The organism is Myxococcus sp. XM-1-1-1, from assembly GCF_020037095.1.
In the GTDB taxonomy this organism is placed as follows: domain Bacteria; phylum Myxococcota; class Myxococcia; order Myxococcales; family Myxococcaceae; genus Myxococcus; species Myxococcus fulvus.
Genome location: NZ_JAIQDH010000025.1, coordinates 91,184 through 109,632, shown reverse-complemented (window position 1 = coordinate 109,632; position 18,449 = coordinate 91,184). Strand labels below are relative to the sequence as shown.

Here is an 18,449-nt window from a genome sequence, read left to right as displayed (position 1 = left end):
GCAGGGAACGCGCGCGACCCGCTCCGGGAGACACCGAAGCGGGTCGAGGCGCGAGGAGTCAGTAGGACCAGGGGAAGCGCTTGAAGTCGCGCTTGCGCTTCTGGACGAAGGCGTCGCGGCCTTCCTGGGCTTCGTCGGTGCCGTAGGCCAGGCGGGTGGCCTCGCCGGCGAAGAGCTGCTGGCCGACCATTCCGTCATCGGGCAGGTTGAAGGCGTACTTGAGCATCTTGATGGCGGTGGGGCTCTTGGTGTTGATCTCCGCGGCCCACTCGAGGGCGAAGTCCTCGAGCTTCTCGTGGGGGACCACGGCGTTGACCATGCCCATCTGGAAGGCCTCCTGGGCGGAGTAGTTGGCGCCGACGAAGAAGATCTCCCGGGCGCGCTTCTGGCCGATCTGTCGGGCGAGCAGCGCGGAGCCGTAGCCGCCGTCGAAGCTGGCGACGTCCGCGTCGGTCTGCTTGAAGACGGCGTGTTCCTGGCTGGCGATGGTCATGTCGCAGACGACATGGAGGCTGTGCCCGCCGCCGACGGCCCAGCCGGGGACGACGGCGATGACGGCCTTGGGGAGGAAGCGGATCTGCCGCTGGACCTCGAGGATGTGGAGGCGGCCGAGGCGGGCGGGGTCGGACTCGCCCTCTTCGCCTTCGTACTTGTAGCCGTCCTTGCCGCGGATGCGCTGGTCACCGCCGGAGCAGAAGGCCCAGCCGCCGTCCTTGGGGGACGGGCCGTTGCCGGTGATGAGGACGCAGCCGACGTCGGTCATGAAGCGGGTGGCCTCGAGGGCGCGGGACAGCTCGTCGACGGTGCGGGGGCGGAAGGCGTTGCGCACCTCGGGGCGGTTGAACGCGATGCGGACGGTGCCCTGGTCCACCGCGCGGTGGAAGGTGATGTCCTTGAACTTGGGGCCCTCGACGGGCTTCCAGCGGGCCGGATTGAAGATGGCCGAGACCATGGGTGCTCACTCGGGAGAAAGGGTGGAACCGGCGCGGACCCTACGCCGGCCCGCCGGGAGCGTCCATCGTGGAGCGCGCCCGTCTCACGCGTCACGAGATTGCGGGGTCGTCATGGTCGAGCTGACGTCCACCGAGCGATTCCAGGACGGCGAGCACTTCGGTCAAGAGCGTCAGGTCGAACCCGGTCGTCAGAGAGATTCCGTAGGACTTGAGGAAGAGTGAGACGCCATGTCCGGGCCCCAGAAGCATGGGGGCCTCGAGTGAGTGGCTCACGGGGAACTCATAGGCGCGCTCACTGGGCCGTCGCTCGGGAACAATGCCCGTGACCTCCTCGAACCGCGCTTCGACCTGCTCAGGGGTCGGCGGCGTCCCGGTGAAATAGAAGCGCCATCTCACCCGGCGAGGCGCCGGGGAATTGACGAGCGCCCTCCGGCCTCCGAACTCCTCCAGGATGCGAAAGAGGAGCGCATCGTCGGGCGACTCGGAATCCCACTCGGGCTCCAACGCGCCCTCATGACGGAGAAGCGAGAACCCACTCAGTCCCCCGTTGGGCTTCCCCATGCCAACCCAGAAACCCGGCGGAGTCTCGATGAGGTCGACGGGCGTTCCCAACCGCGCCGCCACCAGGTCCCGAAGCGTCTCGAACGAGGGAGCAGGGCCCTCGAAGGCGACATGATAGATGCAGTATCCCATCTTCCGCGAGCCTCCAGCCACCAACGAAGCCATCATGAAGCGCCCCGGGGCGCTCGCACAGCGGCACGAAGCCCTCTCGTCCCCGGGAAATCGAACGAGCGACTCACGGCAGCCTGGTTCGAAACCTGACGACGCCCTCTCTGCTGCACACCTGCAGGGACAGATGCCGCTGCCAGTTTCCTCCCAGAGACCCGGGACCGGAGGGCTAGTCCCAATCGCATACCCAGTGATCAGCCCTCCACACTCGGTGTTTTTCACATCACCTTCGAATTCGGTCTGTTTATCCTCCGCGCACCCCAGAGACGACTCCAGGCGCCTTCCACCCGGATTGACGTTGGACAAAGCCTGTCTTTGGGCCCTCAACCCACAAACACAGGAGTGCCAGGTATGTCTTCATACAAGGTGCAGAACCAATGGGGCGGCTCGTCGGCTCCTTGGAATCCGGGTGGCACGTGGACGATTGGTGGTCGGGAGAAGCAGAACGTCGTCGCCATGAAGGTCTCCTCCAGTGATGGAGGAAAGACGCTGACGGGCTCCATGACCTACAGCGGAGAGGGCCCCATCGGCTTCCGCGCCACCCTCACCAGTCCGAACAACTACGCCGTCGAGAACCAGTGGGGCGGGCCGACCGCCCCGTGGAATCCAGGCGGCACCTTCGTCCTCGGCTCGCGCCAGGGGCAGAACGTCATCAACCTGGACCTGACCTCGCCCAACGGCGGCCAATCCCTCACGGGGACCATGACCTACAACGGCGAAGGGCCCATCGGCTTCCGCGGCGACCAGGGCTGACCGCCAGCTATCGCAGGAGCCCTCGCAGCGCGGATGGCGGGACCTCGTTGAACTTGCGGAACGTCCGCGAGAAATGGGCCTGGTCGGCGAAGCCCGTGCAGAACGCCACATCCGTCAAGGTGAGCTCCGGCTCACCGAGCAGCGCATGCGCGGCCTCGACCCGCGTGCGCTGCAGGGTGGCGGAGAACGTCGTCCCCTCCTCCTGCAGGGCTCGCTGAAGTCCTCGGCGGGAGAGGATGAGTCGCTGCGCGCACTCCTCCAAGGTCCATGGATGCAGCAGGTCCACGCTCATCAGCTTCTGGAGCCGGTCCCGGACCGACCGCGACTCCTCGCCTGGAGCTGGACTCTCGCGAACAGGAACGTCCCGCGGTGACTTCCAGGCGAAGGTCGCCACATCGGTCTTCGCCGGTAGCACCTTGGGGCCCCGCCCTCCATGGATGACGACGGAGCGTCCTTCCGTCGACGCGAGCGACACGGTGAGCCCCGTGAAGCCCGCGGACTCCAAGACGGCGATCAGCACGCCCCAGATGAACAGGTCATTGACCGCGCGAATCCTGCCCCCATCAATGGCCACGTGCTGGAGGGTCATCCGCGTGAGGCTCACGTCGCGCTCGACGAACCGGGTGCGGTGACGCGAGTGCAGGAACCGCTCGAGCGTCTGCCACCGCTCCATGGTGTGCCAGGGAGTCGCCCCGGCCCCGAGCGCACGCAGGACCGGATGTGCGGACAGGGTCCGAAGCGTGAGACCCAGTTCCAGCACCGGGCGCCAGCCATGCGCGTCCAGGACGGCCTGGAGGATGGCGACCTTGTCGCGCCCACCGGTGGCGATCTCCGGGTAGGAACGGGCCACCGTGGCCTCGAGCACCCGGCGCAAGGCCGGGCTCGTCATGACGCCTTGGTCCTCCATGGTCCGCGAGCCCTCGTCAGCGGGTGGCCTTCTCCGTCCCGCCGGATTCTTGCGCACAACGGCCCCCGTTGCGCCAATCACCGAGCGCCGCCAGGAAGCTCGCATTGAAGTCCGCCCCGGAGAACGGGTTCTGGCTCGTCACCAGGTTGCAATCGCGCACGGCCCGCGAGCGACCAGGGAAAGCCGTCTCATGGAGGTAGCCCGCGTCATCGAGCTGGTCGCCGATGCCACGAACCTCCGCGCGCGCCCCCATGACGAAGGTCTCGATGTACCACTCCTCGAATCCCGACACCGAGGTGACGCGTCGCCCCGCGAAGGGGCTCGCATCCGGAGGCAGTCGCGAGAGCAGCGCCGGGGCGTGGCAGACGAGTCCCACGGGCCGACCCGAGGCGCCGAAGTCGATCAACAGCCCGTGCAGCTCCGCATCGTGGAGCAGGTCCACCATGACGCCCTGCCCTCCTGGCACGAGGAGCGCCTGGAATTCCTCCGCACGGCCCCGGACGTCGGAGATGGAGACCGGCGCATCCAATCGAGTCACCATCGCCTTGGCCGCCTCGAGCGCCTCGGGGTGCTCCTTCCAGTACTTCGGGTCCATCCCCTCCGGGTCGAACGAAGGAACACGGCCACCGGGAGTCGCGAGCACGACCTGATATCCCGCGTCGACGAGCACCTTGTAGGGTTCGTAGAACTCGTTCAGGAAGACGCCCGTCTGACGAACACTCCCATCCGCGAGCTTCTGCTCGGAGGCCGCCGAGAGGACCATGAGCACGGCGCCCGGAGCACGTACCTCCGCCGGAGCAAGGGGCTCCGAGGGAAAGACCACGGCCCGGGTCGGAGATGAAGCACAACCCCAGCAACCCACCAGACTCGTCAGCGCGACGAGCACGAGCCGCCCCGCGCGAGACCAACGAAACACATCCATGCAAGCCCTCCTGGTGACAGCGTCATCACCAGGATAGGGAGGCCAGGTCACCCGGGCTTGAACGAACGCGCCAATCAGCTGTGAGCTCCATCCGGCGGGGACTTTGCCTCGGAAGAGGTGATCTATTGGTCACGGGAGCAAGTTTCGAGGAGGTCTGACGCGCCTCCAGCGGCAGACGAGCCCGGTGGGTCTCGAATACCTCTCGCCCTCGTGCGCGAATGCGGCCCGGCGAGACGCAACTGCGTTGCGACCGGACGCGCCAGGTCGGCTCACCTGCCCCCGAACCAGGACCTCACCGGGCGAGCTCCTCGATGGGCCGAGCTGGCGCACCCATTGCTATGCGCTCCGCGCCATGAGACCCACCTACCAGTACGGCGCCGCGGACGTCCACTTCGGACAGAGCATCCAACTCGGAACGTCGAGCCCCATCGACCTGAGCGGGAGCAGTTCCTACTCCATCGGCTTCTGGTTGAACCCCCGAGCGCCCGCTTATGACGGGGTGTTGCTGCGGTCCGGCACCTCCTATTCCATCGGACTGCATGGGCTGCTCCCCACCCTGCAGCTCCCTGGGATGAACACGCCACAGTGCGCGGAGATCGAACTGCTGCCAGGCCAATGGCAGTACCTCCTGCTGGTCTTCGAGTCGCAGGGAACCACCCAGGGCAGCTACACCTTGTGGGCGAATGGCACGCCGGTCATCGAGGGCTTCATCTCCGGCCCCACCACGACCAACGCCCCGTTCAGCCTGGGGAGCACGGTGGACGCGCAGTTCATCAACGTCGCGTTCTGGTCCACGGCGCTGCCCGAGGGCGAGCGCCTCCCCACGTGGGACATCCCCTCGCCGAGCACCCACCTCGCCGCGTGTTACAGCTTCGTCGACGGCTCGAGCAACGACGTCTCCGGCAATCATCACAACGCGGCCACCTTCCAGGGCGGCGCCCAGGTGTTGATGGTCGCCCCGGCGCTGCGACTGATCAACACGGGTGTCCAGCCCTCGCCCCGCGACGCGCTCACGGTGGCGGCGGACGGAGCCCCCTTCAGCGTGCAGGGCTGGTTCAACCTCGACGCGCCCTCCGACTTCCAGGAGTCGTCCCGAACCCTGTTCTCATGCAGGGACCGGGACAGCGGCTACGGCTGCTCCCTGGGCGTGCAGTGGAATGGTGGAGGCTTCAACCTCGAGTTCAAGCTGGATACGGCGGGAGGCTCCAGCGGCTGGGGGAACAGCATCCATTTGCCCCCGGGCACCTGGCATCACCTGGCGGCCACGTACAGCAACTCCACGGTCCTCATCTACCTCGACGGCTCGCATGACCTGACCATCCCGTGCACCCTGCCGGTGTTGGCGAACCCGGTGTGGCTGTTCGGCGCGACGTACAGCCCGGACACCGCCGGGTCCACCCTCAGCGACCTCCAGGGATACCTCCAGGCGGCCGCGCTCTGGTCCCGCGCCATCTCCGCCAACGAGGTCCAGCAGTACATGTCGCAATCGCCCGCGGACGCGGAGGGCTGCGTCGCGTACTACGCCTGGAGCAGCATCATGCTCACCAACCAGGTGACAGGGAATCCGCCGGTGCTCCTCAACACGGCCTTCCCCGCCACGGTGAGCACCCCTCCGTCGGAGTCCACGCCTCCTCCCGGGACCGCCTCGACCCAGCTGGCGGTGGAGCCTTCGTCCGCGCGGCTCGAACCCGCTGTGCGCTGGTCCCGCGACGAGGTGCCCTACCCCGCGAACAGCCCGCTCTCGCCCGACCAGATCCAAGCCATCATCGCCGCCTACGAGCCGGTGCTCGCCTCGGTTCCCGGGGCGCTGAAGGATCGCCTGCGCTCGCTGTTCCGGAACAATCTCTATCTTGGACTGTCGAAGGGCAACGGCCCCGGAGGCATGCCGGTGGGCGCCATCGCCGGCAAGGTGGAGGGCGCCGCGTATGTCTTCTACCACCACACCGCCAAGGGCCCCGTCGAGTGCGGACGGATGGAATTGGCCGTCGACACGGAGTGCATCGGCTGGGTCGTCTCCGTCGCCGCGACGTCCCTCTGCCTGTTCCTGACCGTCGTGGGCCTGGGCTTCTCCGCGAGCCGAGCCGTCTCCTCCTTGAGCAAGGTCGTCGGCGAGAGCACGCCCCTGCTCAAGGCCATCGGCGAGGCGGCCAAGGGCGCGACCAGTGGCAGCACCGTCATCAAGGTCATCAAGGCACTCTACGTCGCAGGGACACTCGGCAAGGTTTTGGGTGACATGCTGATGGGGAACTGGGTCTCCATCGCCCTCAACTGCGCGTCGCTCATCCTCATGGTCGTGGGCCTCTTCACGTCCGGGGGCGCCTACCTGGCCGTCGTGCTGGCACAACTGCTCATCAACATCGCCGTCCTCATCGCCGTCATCGCGCGGAAGCCAAGCAACTGCTGCTGACCTTGCACCTTGCATCCCGAGAAGATTCGGGGCAGGGATTGGCACACATGAGCGCTTCTGACGTGTCTGGCGGCGGGCGTTCACGCTCATCCATTCACGTCCACATACGGGCTCCGGAGCTTCATCCCGGAGCCCGTCATGTGTCATCGGATGGGTCGAACCGGTGCGCCTCGTCGCCTCAGGGGCTCACGACCCGACCCAGGAAGAGCACGCTCCTCGTCGCCACCTCCTCGATGACGAACACGAACGGGCGGTCCACGTGGACTTCGGGAGGAAGCGACACGGGCCCGATCTCGACGGCGGTCGCGGCGGCGGCCTCGGTGCCCGCCTCGTCCACGGCGATGAAGGCCTGATGTTGCGCGCCAGTGAGCATCAGTCGCTCCTCGCTGGTGATGCCAGACAGGTCCGCGCGGTCGGAGAAGGCATCCTCCATTCCCAGCGAGCTCAGCGCATCCCCCAGGGCGGCCGACTGCCTCACCTCGAAGCGAGGGAAGCGCAGCAGCATGTGCCGCTCGCTCAGGTTCGCTCGCACGGTGTCCAGGAACGCGGCGGACAGGCGCTGCTCCACCTCCTGGAAGCGACCCGCGTCGGGGACGATGACGAGCATGCGAAAGGCGCGGCCCACATAGGGAAGCGCGATGGCGTCATAGCCCTCTCCACGCGCGAAGGGGAACGACCACGAGGTGTGCATCATCGGGACCTGCGTCGTGCCACCCGTCAGGCCATGGAAGGTCTTCGGGCTCGTGGCCTGGGCAGGGAACGGCGTACGCCAGGCCCCCTTGAAGTGGAGGGCATTGGCCAGGACCAGTCGCGTGTCGGCGCGCACCTCCCCCTGGGGAATCAGATTCCGGATGCGGTCAGCCGTCATGCCGGAGACCCAGTCGTTGATGGCGCGGCGTACGCCGTCCGGGTCCGCGGCGAAGTCCACCGTGCGCAAGCCCGCGCCGTGGTGCTCGGCGAGCACGTCCAGGTAGGCGGGCTCGAAGCGATAGCCCTGCTGTCCCCAGAGGGCATTCACCGCGCGGAACGTCGGCGCCGGCCCCTTGTCGCCATGCGCCTGCCCCACCTGCTCCTGGAGCGCCAGGTCCAGCCGATTGAGCGCCGGGTGCAGCTGCTCCGCGGGCAGCGTGAAGCCCAGCGTCCGTGCCATCTGCGCCTGGGTTTCGCCGCGTGCTCCGGCGTACACCAGGCTGAAGGCCCGGGTGATGCTGAGGGGAGACACGGCGGCGTTCTCTCCAGGCTCGGCGAGCCGACGGTAGAGCGCCACGCCGAAGTCGGTGTTGCCGGCGACCAGCGCGGCGAAGTCCGTGTCGGAGACGGAGGGAGACCTCACCCGCTCCTTCTCCGAGGCGACGAGCGCCCCCGGTGGAGGCGGCTCCCGCTCGGCCGGGGATTGCTCGTCGGAATGGCAGCCCGCCAGTCCCCACACCACCGCGAACATGCAAGCTTTCAGCGACGTCGATGAAGCCATGAACCAGACCTTTCGGGAGCAAGAAGGTTCGCCTCCGAAAGCAAGGGCCATGCACATGCCACGGGCCTGGAACTTCAGATGTTTGGCCTTGTCCCCTTCCCGCCTGCCCTCGGATTTCCGAGGACCCGCCCCACCTTTTCACCAGCGCCCCGTCACGGGCCCGGGGTTCGACATCCCCGTGACACGGGGACGCTGGGCGGCGGGCCCGGAAGGTGCCAGCGTACGGGGCGCATCCCTTCCGCGAGGACCTCCGCGTCATGCCCGCCGACGTCGCCCTGCTCAAGGAAGTCCCCCTCTTCGCCGCCCTCGACGACGAGGAGCGCGAGCTGCTCGCCGCCCAGCTCGAGGAGGTCCGCCTCTCCGCCGGAGAGAAGGTCTTCTCCCGCGGAGACCCCGGCGGCGCCATCTACATCGTCAGCGCTGGCGAGGTGCAGATATCGGTCGAGGACACCACCGGCCAGGTCATCGTCTTCGAGACCGCCCGCCGCGGTGACTTCTTCGGCGAGCTGTCCCTGCTCGACGGAGACCCGCGCAGCGCCGACGCCCGCGCCATCCAGGACACCCACGCCCTCAAGGTCGACCGGGCCGACCTCCAACTGCTCTTCCAACGCCACCCCTCCAGCGCCATGGACGTGCTCACCGCCATCGGCCGGCGCCTGCGAGAGGCGGACAAGATGCTCCACAGCCGCCCCACCCTCAGCCCCAACGAGACCGTGGAAGAGCGGCTCACCCCCATCCAGCGGCTCGCGGACGGCCTCTCCGCCTTCAGCGGCACCTTCACCTTCATGCTCCTGCACGCCGCCTGGTTCGCGGTGTGGATCTCCATCAACCTGGACTTCATCCCCGGCTTCCACGCCTTCGACCCGTTCCCCTTCGGCCTGCTCACCATGGTGGTCAGCCTGGAGGCCATCTTCCTGTCCTGCTTCGTCCTCATCAGCCAGAGCCGCCAGGCCGCCAAGGACCGCATCCGCTCGGACGTCGAGTACGAGGCCAACATCCGCGCCGGCCTGGAAGTGACACACCTGCACACCAAGCTGGACCACCTGTACGCGCAGACCATGGCCCGCCTGGACGCCGTGGAGCGCGGGCGCTCCACCCCAGCCCCCGTCCCCCCGCGCACCTTCAACGGCTGAAGCCCCGGATGTCAGATGCCTCAGGTAGGGTGGCGCTCACACACCCCATGAAACCCGCCGAGAAAGCCGCCCTCCTCCTCGAGCGCCTGCGCGAGCAGCACCCCGACGCACGCTACGAGCTTGACTGGTCCACCCCCTTCGAACTGCTCGTCGCCACCATCCTCGCGGCCCAGTGCACCGACGAGCGCGTCAACCGCGTCACCGCCACCGTCTTCCCCAAGTACCCCGGCCCCCAGGCCTTCGCCGACGCAGACACCGCCCAGTTGGAGGAGGACCTCAAGCCCACCGGCTTCTACAAGCAGAAGACCAAATCCGTGCAGGCCATGAGCCGGGCGCTCCTGGAGCAGTTCGGCGGCGAGGTACCCCGCACCGTGGAAGAGTTGGTGAAGCTCCCCGGCGTGGCCCGGAAGACGGCCAACGTGGTGCTCAACACCGCGTTCGACATCCCCTCCGGCATCATCGTCGACACCCACGTCGCCCGCGTCAGCCAGCGCATGGGCCTGACGAAGCACGACAAGCCCGAGGCGATTGAGCAGGACCTGATGAAGCTCGTCCCCCAGGACACCTGGACCTTCTTCGGCCCCGCCACCGTCCTGCACGGCCGCTACACCTGCACGGCCAAGAATCCCAGATGTGAGACGTGCATCGTGAAGGACATCTGCCCACGCATCGGCGTATAGGCCCACCCGGCTTGCCGGGTCAGCGCCGTATCCGCCGCAAGCACGGAATACAGACAATGAAACGGGGGTTCGAGCGTATCTACGCAAGACATGACCCCTGCTCCTTCGTCGGCCACCCCCACCGACGCCCGCCCGGTAGACTCAGGCGAGCGCCTGGCGTTGCTCGACACGCTGCGAGGCTTCGCGCTCTGCGGCGTGTTCATCTCCAACACCTTCATGTGGTTCAGCGGTCGGGCGTTCCTCCCCAAGGAGCAGCTCGAGGCGCAGTTCACCCAAGGCTCGCTCATCGACCGCATCATCATGCCGGCCTTCGGCATCCTGGTGGGCGGCCGGTTCATCACCATCTTCTCGTTCCTGTTCGGCCTGGGCTTCGCGGTGCAGATGGGGCGTGCGGACGCCCGGGGCTCGGACATCACCCGGCTCTACATCCGCCGGCTCGTGGTGATGCTGGCGCTGGGGCTCAGCCACCTGTACCTCATCTGGTACGGAGACATCCTGAGCAACTACGCGTTGCTCGGCTTCTGGCTGTTGTTGTTCCGGAAGCGGGACGACCGCACGATTCTGGGATGGGCGATAGCGCTGCTGGTGGTGGGCCCGCTGCTCACCACCTTCGTCCTCAAGCTCCCGCAGCTGCTCGCCGCCACCCCCGAGGCCGCCGCCGCGCTCGCGAAGGCGCAGAGCGAACGTTCGGCGGCGCTGAAGGTCGCCCTGTTCCCCAGCTTCACGGACGGCAGCTGGTGGGATGTCGTCAAGGCGGGCGCGACGTTCCACCGGGTCGAGTTCCTGCACATCATGGTCCTCCACTCAGTGGGGCTCATGGGCCGCTTCCTCCTGGGCTTCTACGTGGGCCGCCGGCGCCTCTTCCATGACGCCGCCCAGCACCTGCCACTCTTCCGCCGGCTGCTCTACGGAGCGCTGGCGATGGGTGTGGTGGGCGGAGGCGTGGGCGCCGTGGTGCAGCAGCTGGTCATCCGGAAGATCCTGGACCCGGACGCGCTGCCCGCGTGGCTGCCGTTCGCGCTGACCCCCATCCGGACGATGGGGGAGATTGGCTTCGCGGCGACGTACGTGCTGGCCATCACCCTGCTCTTCCAGCGCTCGACCTTCCAGCGCATCTTGTCGGTGCTGGCGCCCGTGGGTCGCATGGCCCTGACGAACTACCTGAGCCAGTCCGTCATCAGCGTGCTCGTGTTCTACGGCTACGGCCTGGGGCTGTTCGGGAAGCTGGCGCCCAGCCTGTGCATCCTCTACTGCCTGGGCGTCTTCGCCGTGCAGATCGTCTTCAGCCACCTGTGGCTGTCGCGCTTCCGCTTCGGGCCCATGGAGTGGGTGTGGCGCTCGCTGACGTACGGCAAGGCCCAGCCGATGCGCAAGAGCGCCGGGGCATCCGGCGCGGCGATGGCGACCTGAGCCGCGCGCCGTGATTCAGCGCCGGGGCACGGGTGGGAAGCCGTGCTCCCGCGCCCTCCAGGCCACGAGCAGCGTGGGCACCAGGAGGAGCATCAGCATCCACGGGAACGAGCGCGTCCCCAGCGTGTCGAGCAGCACGCCGCCCACAAGCCCTCCTCCCGCGATGGCGATGTTCCACACCGTGACGACCATGGACTGCGCGACGTCGGAGGCCTCCCCGGCCGTCTTCGCCGAGGCCGTCTGGAAGAGCGTGGCCACGCCGCCATAGGCCAGCCCCCAGACGGCGACGCCCGCGTGGACCACGGCGGGAAGCCCGCTCGACACCGTGAGCACCACCGCCACCCCGATGAAGAGCGCCGTGCTCACGAGCACCAGCTCCCGCAGCCACCGGTCGATGAGCACGCCCACGCCCCAGATGGAGGCGAGCGCCGCCACGCCGAAGACGAGCAGCACCACGTCGATGTCCCCCGCCATCCCCACCGCCCCCAGGAACGGGGCGATGTACGTGTAGAGCACGTTGTGCGCGAGCACGAACGCCAGCGTGACGAACAGCACGGGGCGGATGCCGGGCATCAGGAACACGCGGGCGAGCGACAGCCGCTGGTCCTCGGGCTGCCCGGGGAAGTCCGGCACGCGCGCGAACACCCAGCCCACGAGCACCAGCGTCAGGCCACTCATGATTCCGAAGGTGACGCGCCAGCCGACGGCCGCGCCCAGGAACGTGCCCGCCGGAATCCCCAGGGACAGCGCCAGCGGGATGCCCACCATCGCGATGGCCATCGCCCGGCCCTTCTGTCGCTCGGACACCATGCGCGCCGCGTAGCTGGCGACGAGCGCCCAGAGCAGCCCCGCGAACACCCCCGCCAGGAAGCGCGCCGCCAGCGTCACCGCGAAGCTGGACGACACCGCCGTGACGGTGTTGACGACGGCGAAGCCCAGGATGGCGCCGAGGAGCAACGGCCTGCGGCGCCACCCCTGCGTCGCCGCAGTGAGGGGAATCGCCGTCAGCAACGTGCCGAGCGCGTACAGCGTGACGAGCTGTCCGGCCAGGGACTCGGAGACGCCCAGGTCCACGCTCATCCGGGGCAGCAGCCCCGCGGGGAGCGCCTCGGTGAGCACGGTGATGAAGGCCGCCATCGCCAGCGCGAGGAGCCCTCCGAGAGGGAGCGCGGGTTCGGTCCGCGGGGTGGCATCGACAGGAAGCGAGGAGGTGGTCATGGCCTGTGGGGATGAGGTCGATACACGGAGGCCCTCGTGCCGAAGAGGCGAGGTGGGCCCGTGCGCGTCGACCGTGAGGTGTTGGCGGGCAAGGTAATTTCGGGCGGGCTCGCGGACCATCACGCTAGAGTTCGGAACACATCGGACATGGATGTCCGGAATCGGAGCGCGGTGGATGGACAGTCTCGGCTCACTGCAGGCCTTCGTTCAGGCGGCGGAGGCGCGCAGCTTCACCGTGGCGGGACGACAGCTCGGGGTGTCGTCGTCGGCCATCGGCAAGGCGGTGTCGCGGCTGGAGGAGCGGCTCTCCGTCAGGCTCTTCCACCGCTCGACACGCACCATCACCCTGACGCCGGAGGGCTCGCTCTTCCTGGAGCGCTGCCGGCGCATCTTCTGTGAAATCGAGGCCGCGGAGCTGGAGCTCGCGCGCACGCAGGAGGCTCCGCGCGGCAAGCTGCGCATCAGCATGCCCCTGGTGGGCATGTTGATGCTGCCGACCCTGAGCGCGTTCATGCGCGCATATCCGGACATCGAGCTGGACCTGGACTTCTCGGACCGGCTCGTCGACGTCATCGACGAGGGCTTCGACGGCGTGGTGCGCGGCGGAAGCATCAGCGACTCGCGGCTGATGGCGCGGGTGCTGGGGACGTTCCGGCTGGTCCTCGTCGCCTCGCCGGACTATCTCGCGCGCCGGGGCACACCCCGCAGGCCCGAGGACCTGAAGCAGCACGCGTGTCTGCACCACCGCTTCGCCACCACCGGCAAGCTGGAGCGCTGGCCGTTCCGCAAGGGGCGCAAGAAGGAAGTCGAGCTGCCCACCACGGTGGTGGCGAGCACCATCGAGCCGCTCATCCACCTGGCAGAGCAGGGCCTGGGCATCACCTGCCTGCCGGACTTCGCCCTGCGCCGGCAGTTCGCGCAGGGCACCCTGGTGAAGGTGCTCGACAGCCACCTCCACCACCAGGGCACGTTCCGGGTGCTGTGGCCCTCCAGCCGCTACCTGTCCCCCAAGCTGCGGGTGTTCGTGGACTTCATGGCGGCGCACCTGTTCGAGACCTGAGACTTCCGGGCCCGCCCGCCCGCCGGGCCGCCATCCATTCCACACAGGATGCACGCAGACCCATCCCCACCGGACACAGGGTGTGGCAGAGTCTGGGGGACCATGTGGGATTGGGTCCGCCAGTTGGGCGAGTGGGCGCGCGAGGGTGCGCCCTTCGCCGTGGCCACCGTAACAATGTGTCAGGGAAGCACCCCCGCCGAGCCCGGCGCGAAGCTGCTGGTGCGCGGGGACGGCGTGTTCCACGGCACCGTGGGCGGCGGACACCTGGAGCAGTTGGTGCTCGCCGACGCGCGCGGGTGCCTGGAGCGCGGCGAGTCCCGCACGTACCGCTACCCGCTGGGCGCGAAGCTCGGCCAGTGTTGTGGAGGCGTGGTGGACGTCTTCGTGGAGCCCGTCAACCACGGGCCTCGGCTGTACCTGTTCGGCGCCGGCCACGTGGGCCAGGCGGTGTGTCGCATCCTGGAGGGCACCCCCTTCCGGGTGCACCTGGTGGACGAGCGCCCCGAGTGGCTCCAGGGCGAGCGCATCCCCGCGTCCGTGACGCGCCACGACGAGCCGTGGGAGGACTTCTTCGCCCGCGCCACGTGGGACGCCCGTCGCACCTATGTCGCGGTGATGACGCACCGACATGACCTGGACCAGGACATCGTCGCCGCCGCGCTGGAGAAGCCCGCGCGCTACCTGGGTCTCATCGGCAGCAAGACCAAGTGGGCGCGGTTCCGGCAGCGCCTGGAGGCGCGCGGCGTGCCCGCGAGCCTCTTGAGCCGGGTGCAGTGCCCCATGGGGTTGGAGCTGGGCGGCAAGTCGCCCCAGGAGGTCGCGGTGAGCATCGCCGCGGGCCTGCTCCAGCTCCACCACCAGCCTTTCGTCGAAACCCGCCCCGAGCCGTCCGTCTCGGAGCCGCCCCGCCTGCGCGGGGTCTCGTCTGGAGAATGAGCACCATGTTCGAGTTCCGGCTCAACGGGAGCGTCGTCCGCGTCGACGACGTGTCCCCCAACACCACGCTGCTCGACTTCCTGCGCGCCCGGGGCGCCACGGGGACAAAGCAGGGCTGCGCCGAGGGTGACTGCGGTGCGTGCACGGTGGCCATGGTGGACCGCGACGCGCAGGGCCACCGCAACCTGCGCGCGTTCAACGCCTGCATCACCCTGGTCCCCATGGTGGCCGGCCGTGAAATCGTCACGGTGGAGGGCGTGGGCTCGAGGGAGAAGCCCCACCCCGTGCAGCAGGCCATGGTGAAGCACTACGGCTCGCAATGTGGCTTCTGCACGCCGGGCTTCGTCGTGTCGATGGCGGAGGCGTACTCGCGTCCGGCCGTCTGTAGCCCGGTGGCGGTGGCGGACCAGCTGTGTGGGAACATCTGCCGCTGTACCGGCTACCGCCCCATCCGCGACGCGATGATGGAGGCGCTCGCCGCGCGCGACGCCGCGGTGGGGTTGACCGCGATTCCCGGCACGCCGCTCGGCGGTCCCGCGGCGGCCCTGTCGTCCGTGAGCTACGAGGCGAAGGGACAGAAGTTCCTGCGGCCCACGTCGTGGGAGGAGCTGCTCGCGCTGAAGGCCGCGCACCCGGAGGCGATGCTCGTCGCGGGCGCCACCGAGCTGGGCGTGGACATCACCAAGAAGTCCAAGCGCTACCCCTTCCTCATCTCCACCGAGGCGGTGGAGGGGCTGCGCGACGTCCGTCGGGAAGCGGATGGATGGCACGTGGGCGGAGCGGCGACGCTCGTCGACCTGGAGGACGCGCTCGGCACGGCGCTGCCCGAGGTGACGAAGATGCTCAACGTCTTCGCGTCGCGGCAGATCCGCCAGCGGGCCACGCTCTCCGGGAATCTGGTGACGGCGTCGCCCATCGGCGACCTGGCGCCCGTGCTGCTCGCGCTGGATGCGCGGCTGGTGCTGGCGTCGGTGCGCGGCAAGCGGACGGTGGCGCTGTCGGAGTTCTTCCTCGCGTACCGCAAGACGGCGCTCCAGCCGGACGAGGTGGTGCGCGCCATCGTCATCCCCCACGGCCCTTCGGCGGACAGCGGGCTGACGCGGCGTTCGGACTCCTTCAAGGTGTCCAAGCGGCGTGAGCTGGACATCAGCATCGTCGCGGCGGGCTTCTGCGTGGACGTGGACTCGGGCGACGTGGTGCGGTCGGCGCGGCTGGGCTACGGCGGCGTCGCGGCGACTCCGATTCGCGCGCGTCGCACCGAGGAGCTGCTGGTCGGCAAGCCGTGGACGCGGGAGACCGTGGACCAGGTGCTGCCGGTGCTCGGCGCGGAGCTGTCCCCCATCAGCGACTTGCGCGGGAGCGCGGAGTACCGACGCGGGCTCATCGTGAGCCTGTTCGAGAAGTTCTTCACGGGTGAGCGCAGTCCCTCGCTGGACGCGGCGCCGGGCTTTGTCGGGGGTGACGGCGAGGTGCCCACGGACGCCACGCGCGTCCTGCGCCACGAGAGCGCGCTGGGCCATGTCACGGGCGCGGCGAAGTACGTGGACGACGTGGCGCAGTCGAGGCCGATGCTGGAGGTGTGGCCGGTGTGCTCGCCGCATGCGCACGCGCGAATCCTGCGCCGGGACGCGACGGCCGCACGGGCCCTGCCCGGCGTGGTGACGGTGCTGCTCGCCGAGGACATCCCGGGGATGAACGACACCGGGCCCATCCGCCACGACGAGCCGTTGCTCGCCAGGGACGAGGTGCTGTTCCACGGGCAGATTGTCGCGCTCGTGGTGGGCGAGTCGGTGGACGCATGCCGCGAGGCCGCGCGTCAGGTGGTGGTCGAGTACGAGCCCCTGCCCGCGGTCCTCACGGTGGAGGACGCCATCGCCCAGGGCAGCTACCACACGGAGCCGCACATCATCCGCCGGGGTGACGTGGACGCGGCGCTCGCGGCGAGCCCTCGCAGGCTGTCCGGCACCGTGTCGATTGGCGGCCAGGAGCACTTCTACCTGGAGACGCACGCGGCCTACGCCGAGAAGGGCGACGATGGGGACATCACGGTGGTGTCCTCCACGCAGCACCCGTCCGAGGTGCAGGCGGTGATTTCGCACGTGCTGCACCTGCCGCGCAGCCGCGTGGTGGTGCAGTCGCCGCGCATGGGCGGCGGCTTCGGTGGCAAGGAGACGCAAGGCAACGCGCCCGCGGCGCTGGTGGCGCTGGCGTCGTGGCACACGGGCCGACCGGTGCGATGGATGTTGGACCGGGACGTGGACATGGTGGTGACGGGCAAGCGGCACCCGTTCCATGCCACATACGAAGTGGGCTTCGACGAGCAGGGCAAGCTGCTGGCGCTGAAGGCCGTGCTGGTATCGAACGGCGGCTGGTCGCTGGATCTGTCCGAGTCGATTACGGACCGCGCCCTCTTCCACCTGGACAACGCCTATTACATCCCGGCCACGAGCTACACGGGGCGGGTGGCGAAGACACACCTGGTCTCCAACACGGCGTTCCGGGGCTTCGGCGGTCCGCAGGGCATGCTGGTGGGCGAGGAGGTCCTCGCGAGGGTGGCGCGCGCGGTGGGTCTGTCCGCGGAGGACGTGCGCGAGCGCAACTTCTACCGGGGCACGGGTGAGACGAACACCACGCACTACGGACAGGAGCTGGAGGACGAGCGGCTGCCGGGGCTGTGGCGTGAGCTGAAGGAGTCCTCGGAGCTGTCGCGTCGGCGCGCGGAGGTGGACGCGTTCAACGCGAGTTCACCGAACATCAAGCGGGGGCTTGCGATGACGCCGATGAAGTTCGGCATCTCGTTCACCGCGACCTTCCTGAATCAAGCGGGCGCGCTGGTGCACGTGTATCGGGACGGCTCGGTGATGGTGTCGCACGGCGGCACGGAGATGGGCCAGGGCCTGCACACGAAGATTCAAGGCGTGGCCATGCGTGAGCTGGGCCTGCCCGCGGACGCCATCCGGCTGGCGAAGACGGTGACGGACAAGGTGCCCAACACGTCCGCGACGGCGGCGTCGAGCGGCTCGGACTTGAACGGCGCGGCGGTGCGCGAGGCGTGCGTGAGCCTCCGCGAGCGGCTGGCGCCGGTGGCGGCGAAGCTCCTGTCGGAGAAGCACGGGCGCGGGGTGGCGCCGGAGTCGCTGGTGTTCGAGGGCGGCCGCGTGGGCGTGAAGGGCGCGCCCGAGGTGTCAGCGGCGTTCGCGGCCGTGGTGGACGCGGCGTATCTGGCGCGCGTGGGCCTGTCGGTGACGGGGTACTACCGGACGCCGGGCATCGGCTACGACAAGGCGAAGGGCAAGGGGAAGCCGTTCCTCTACTTCGCGTATGGCGCGGCGGTGACGGAGGTGGAGGTGGACGGCCTCACGGGCATGAAGCGCGTGCTCCGGGTGGACGTGCTGGAGGACGTGGGCGACTCGCTCAACCCGGGCGTGGATCGGGGACAGATTGAGGGCGGCTTCGTGCAGGGCCTGGGGTGGCTCACGGGCGAGGACCTGCGGTGGGACGCGAAGGGCCGGCTGCTCACGCACTCGGCCAGCACGTACCCGGTGCCGGCGTTCAGCGACGCGCCCGTGGACTTCCGGGTGAAGCTGCTGGAGCGGGCGACGCAGCACAACACCATCCACGGCAGCAAGGCCGTGGGCGAGCCGCCGCTGATGCTCGCGCTGTCGGTGCGCGAGGCGCTGCGCGACGCCGTGGGCGCGTTCGGCCAGCCAGGGGGTGACGTGGAGCTCGCCGCCCCCGCGACGCACGAGGCCCTGTTCCTGGCCATCCAGAAGCGCCTGTCGCGAGACAAGGCGGAGGACGGACGCGTCGCCGCATGATGGACCGTTGAAGACAATGTCCAACCTGGAGCAGCCACAGCGGCGCGTCGAG

Annotated in this window: 13 protein-coding genes and 1 pseudogene; 8 read left to right on the top strand and 6 right to left on the bottom strand. The window is 68.8% G+C overall.

The features are described from left to right. Positions 1-58: 58 nt before the first annotated feature. Positions 59-952, bottom strand: a complete 894-nt coding sequence (locus tag K8640_RS35260; RefSeq protein ID WP_046713424.1) for a 1,4-dihydroxy-2-naphthoyl-CoA synthase — start codon at positions 950-952, stop codon at positions 59-61. 91 nt (positions 953-1,043) lie between these two features. Then, the gene (locus K8640_RS35255) at positions 1,044-1,667 is read right to left on the bottom strand and encodes a hypothetical protein (RefSeq protein ID WP_223751094.1); all 624 of its coding nucleotides are present in this window, start codon (positions 1,665-1,667) and stop codon (positions 1,044-1,046) included. A 366-nt stretch (positions 1,668-2,033) separates the two neighbouring features. Between K8640_RS35255 and K8640_RS35250 the strand changes: the two are divergent. Beyond that, positions 2,034-2,426, top strand: a pseudogene (locus K8640_RS35250) (lectin ESA-2); the annotation flags it as partial. 16 nt (positions 2,427-2,442) lie between these two features. Here the strand turns inward: K8640_RS35250 and K8640_RS35245 are convergent. Beyond that, positions 2,443-3,324 (bottom strand): helix-turn-helix transcriptional regulator, encoded by an 882-nt coding sequence (locus tag K8640_RS35245; protein WP_223751092.1) that lies wholly within the window; start codon positions 3,322-3,324, stop codon positions 2,443-2,445. Positions 3,325-3,358: 34 nt separating this feature from the next. Continuing rightward, positions 3,359-4,264: a type 1 glutamine amidotransferase domain-containing protein gene (locus K8640_RS35240; protein WP_223751091.1), complete on the bottom strand. Its 906-nt coding sequence runs from the start codon at positions 4,262-4,264 to the stop codon at positions 3,359-3,361. A gap of 352 nt (positions 4,265-4,616) precedes the next feature. On the opposite strand from K8640_RS35240, the gene K8640_RS35235 reads away from it, so the two are divergent. Next, positions 4,617-6,671, top strand: coding sequence for a LamG domain-containing protein (locus tag K8640_RS35235; RefSeq protein WP_223751090.1), 2,055 nt, complete (start codon positions 4,617-4,619; stop codon positions 6,669-6,671). Between the two features lie 178 nt (positions 6,672-6,849). On the opposite strand, the gene K8640_RS35230 is transcribed toward K8640_RS35235, so the two are convergent. Continuing rightward, positions 6,850-8,112 (bottom strand): serpin family protein, encoded by a 1,263-nt coding sequence (locus K8640_RS35230; RefSeq protein WP_223751089.1) that lies wholly within the window; start codon positions 8,110-8,112, stop codon positions 6,850-6,852. A 287-nt stretch (positions 8,113-8,399) separates the two neighbouring features. On the opposite strand from K8640_RS35230, the gene K8640_RS35225 reads away from it, so the two are divergent. The 3 genes from K8640_RS35225 to K8640_RS35215 all read left to right on the top strand — a co-directional run bounded on the left by K8640_RS35225 (position 8,400) and on the right by K8640_RS35215 (position 11,365). After that, positions 8,400-9,275, top strand: coding sequence for a DUF1003 domain-containing protein (locus tag K8640_RS35225; RefSeq protein WP_046717925.1), 876 nt, complete (start codon positions 8,400-8,402; stop codon positions 9,273-9,275). A 47-nt stretch (positions 9,276-9,322) separates the two neighbouring features. Further along, positions 9,323-9,955: an endonuclease III gene (nth, locus tag K8640_RS35220; protein WP_223751088.1), complete on the top strand. Its 633-nt coding sequence runs from the start codon at positions 9,323-9,325 to the stop codon at positions 9,953-9,955. 90 nt (positions 9,956-10,045) lie between these two features. Further along, entirely contained in the window at positions 10,046-11,365 is a 1,320-nt protein-coding gene (locus K8640_RS35215; RefSeq protein ID WP_223751087.1) for a DUF418 domain-containing protein, read from the top strand. Between the two features lie 15 nt (positions 11,366-11,380). Here the strand turns inward: K8640_RS35215 and K8640_RS35210 are convergent, their stop codons facing one another. Continuing rightward, a complete protein-coding gene (locus tag K8640_RS35210; protein WP_223751086.1) occupies positions 11,381-12,502 on the bottom strand; it encodes an MFS transporter in 1,122 nt (373 codons plus the stop codon). Positions 12,503-12,758: 256 nt separating this feature from the next. On the opposite strand from K8640_RS35210, the gene K8640_RS35205 reads away from it, so the two are divergent. From K8640_RS35205 to xdhB, 3 genes are all read left to right on the top strand, one after another. Continuing rightward, a complete protein-coding gene (locus K8640_RS35205; RefSeq protein ID WP_223751085.1) occupies positions 12,759-13,643 on the top strand; it encodes a LysR family transcriptional regulator in 885 nt (294 codons plus the stop codon). A 102-nt stretch (positions 13,644-13,745) separates the two neighbouring features. Further along, positions 13,746-14,579: a xanthine dehydrogenase accessory protein XdhC gene (xdhC, locus tag K8640_RS35200; protein WP_223751084.1), complete on the top strand. Its 834-nt coding sequence runs from the start codon at positions 13,746-13,748 to the stop codon at positions 14,577-14,579. A gap of 5 nt (positions 14,580-14,584) precedes the next feature. Continuing rightward, entirely contained in the window at positions 14,585-18,397 is a 3,813-nt protein-coding gene (gene xdhB / locus K8640_RS35195; RefSeq protein WP_223751083.1) for a xanthine dehydrogenase molybdopterin binding subunit, read from the top strand. Positions 18,398-18,449: the final 52 nt, after the last annotated feature.

Coding starts and splice junctions, on each gene's coding strand:
- K8640_RS35260 (WP_046713424.1), bottom strand. CDS start 952: ATGGTCTCGGCCATCTTCAATCCGGCCCGCTGGAAGCCCGTCGAGGGC.
- K8640_RS35245 (WP_223751092.1), bottom strand. CDS start 3,324: ATGACGAGCCCGGCCTTGCGCCGGGTGCTCGAGGCCACGGTGGCCCGT.
- K8640_RS35240 (WP_223751091.1), bottom strand. CDS start 4,264: ATGGATGTGTTTCGTTGGTCTCGCGCGGGGCGGCTCGTGCTCGTCGCG.
- K8640_RS35235 (WP_223751090.1), top strand. CDS start 4,617: ATGAGACCCACCTACCAGTACGGCGCCGCGGACGTCCACTTCGGACAG.
- K8640_RS35230 (WP_223751089.1), bottom strand. CDS start 8,112: ATGTTCGCGGTGGTGTGGGGACTGGCGGGCTGCCATTCCGACGAGCAA.
- K8640_RS35225 (WP_046717925.1), top strand. CDS start 8,400: ATGCCCGCCGACGTCGCCCTGCTCAAGGAAGTCCCCCTCTTCGCCGCC.
- nth (WP_223751088.1), top strand. CDS start 9,323: ATGAAACCCGCCGAGAAAGCCGCCCTCCTCCTCGAGCGCCTGCGCGAG.
- K8640_RS35215 (WP_223751087.1), top strand. CDS start 10,046: ATGACCCCTGCTCCTTCGTCGGCCACCCCCACCGACGCCCGCCCGGTA.
- K8640_RS35210 (WP_223751086.1), bottom strand. CDS start 12,502: ATGGCGGCCTTCATCACCGTGCTCACCGAGGCGCTCCCCGCGGGGCTG.
- K8640_RS35205 (WP_223751085.1), top strand. CDS start 12,759: ATGGACAGTCTCGGCTCACTGCAGGCCTTCGTTCAGGCGGCGGAGGCG.
- xdhC (WP_223751084.1), top strand. CDS start 13,746: ATGTGGGATTGGGTCCGCCAGTTGGGCGAGTGGGCGCGCGAGGGTGCG.
- xdhB (WP_223751083.1), top strand. CDS start 14,585: ATGTTCGAGTTCCGGCTCAACGGGAGCGTCGTCCGCGTCGACGACGTG.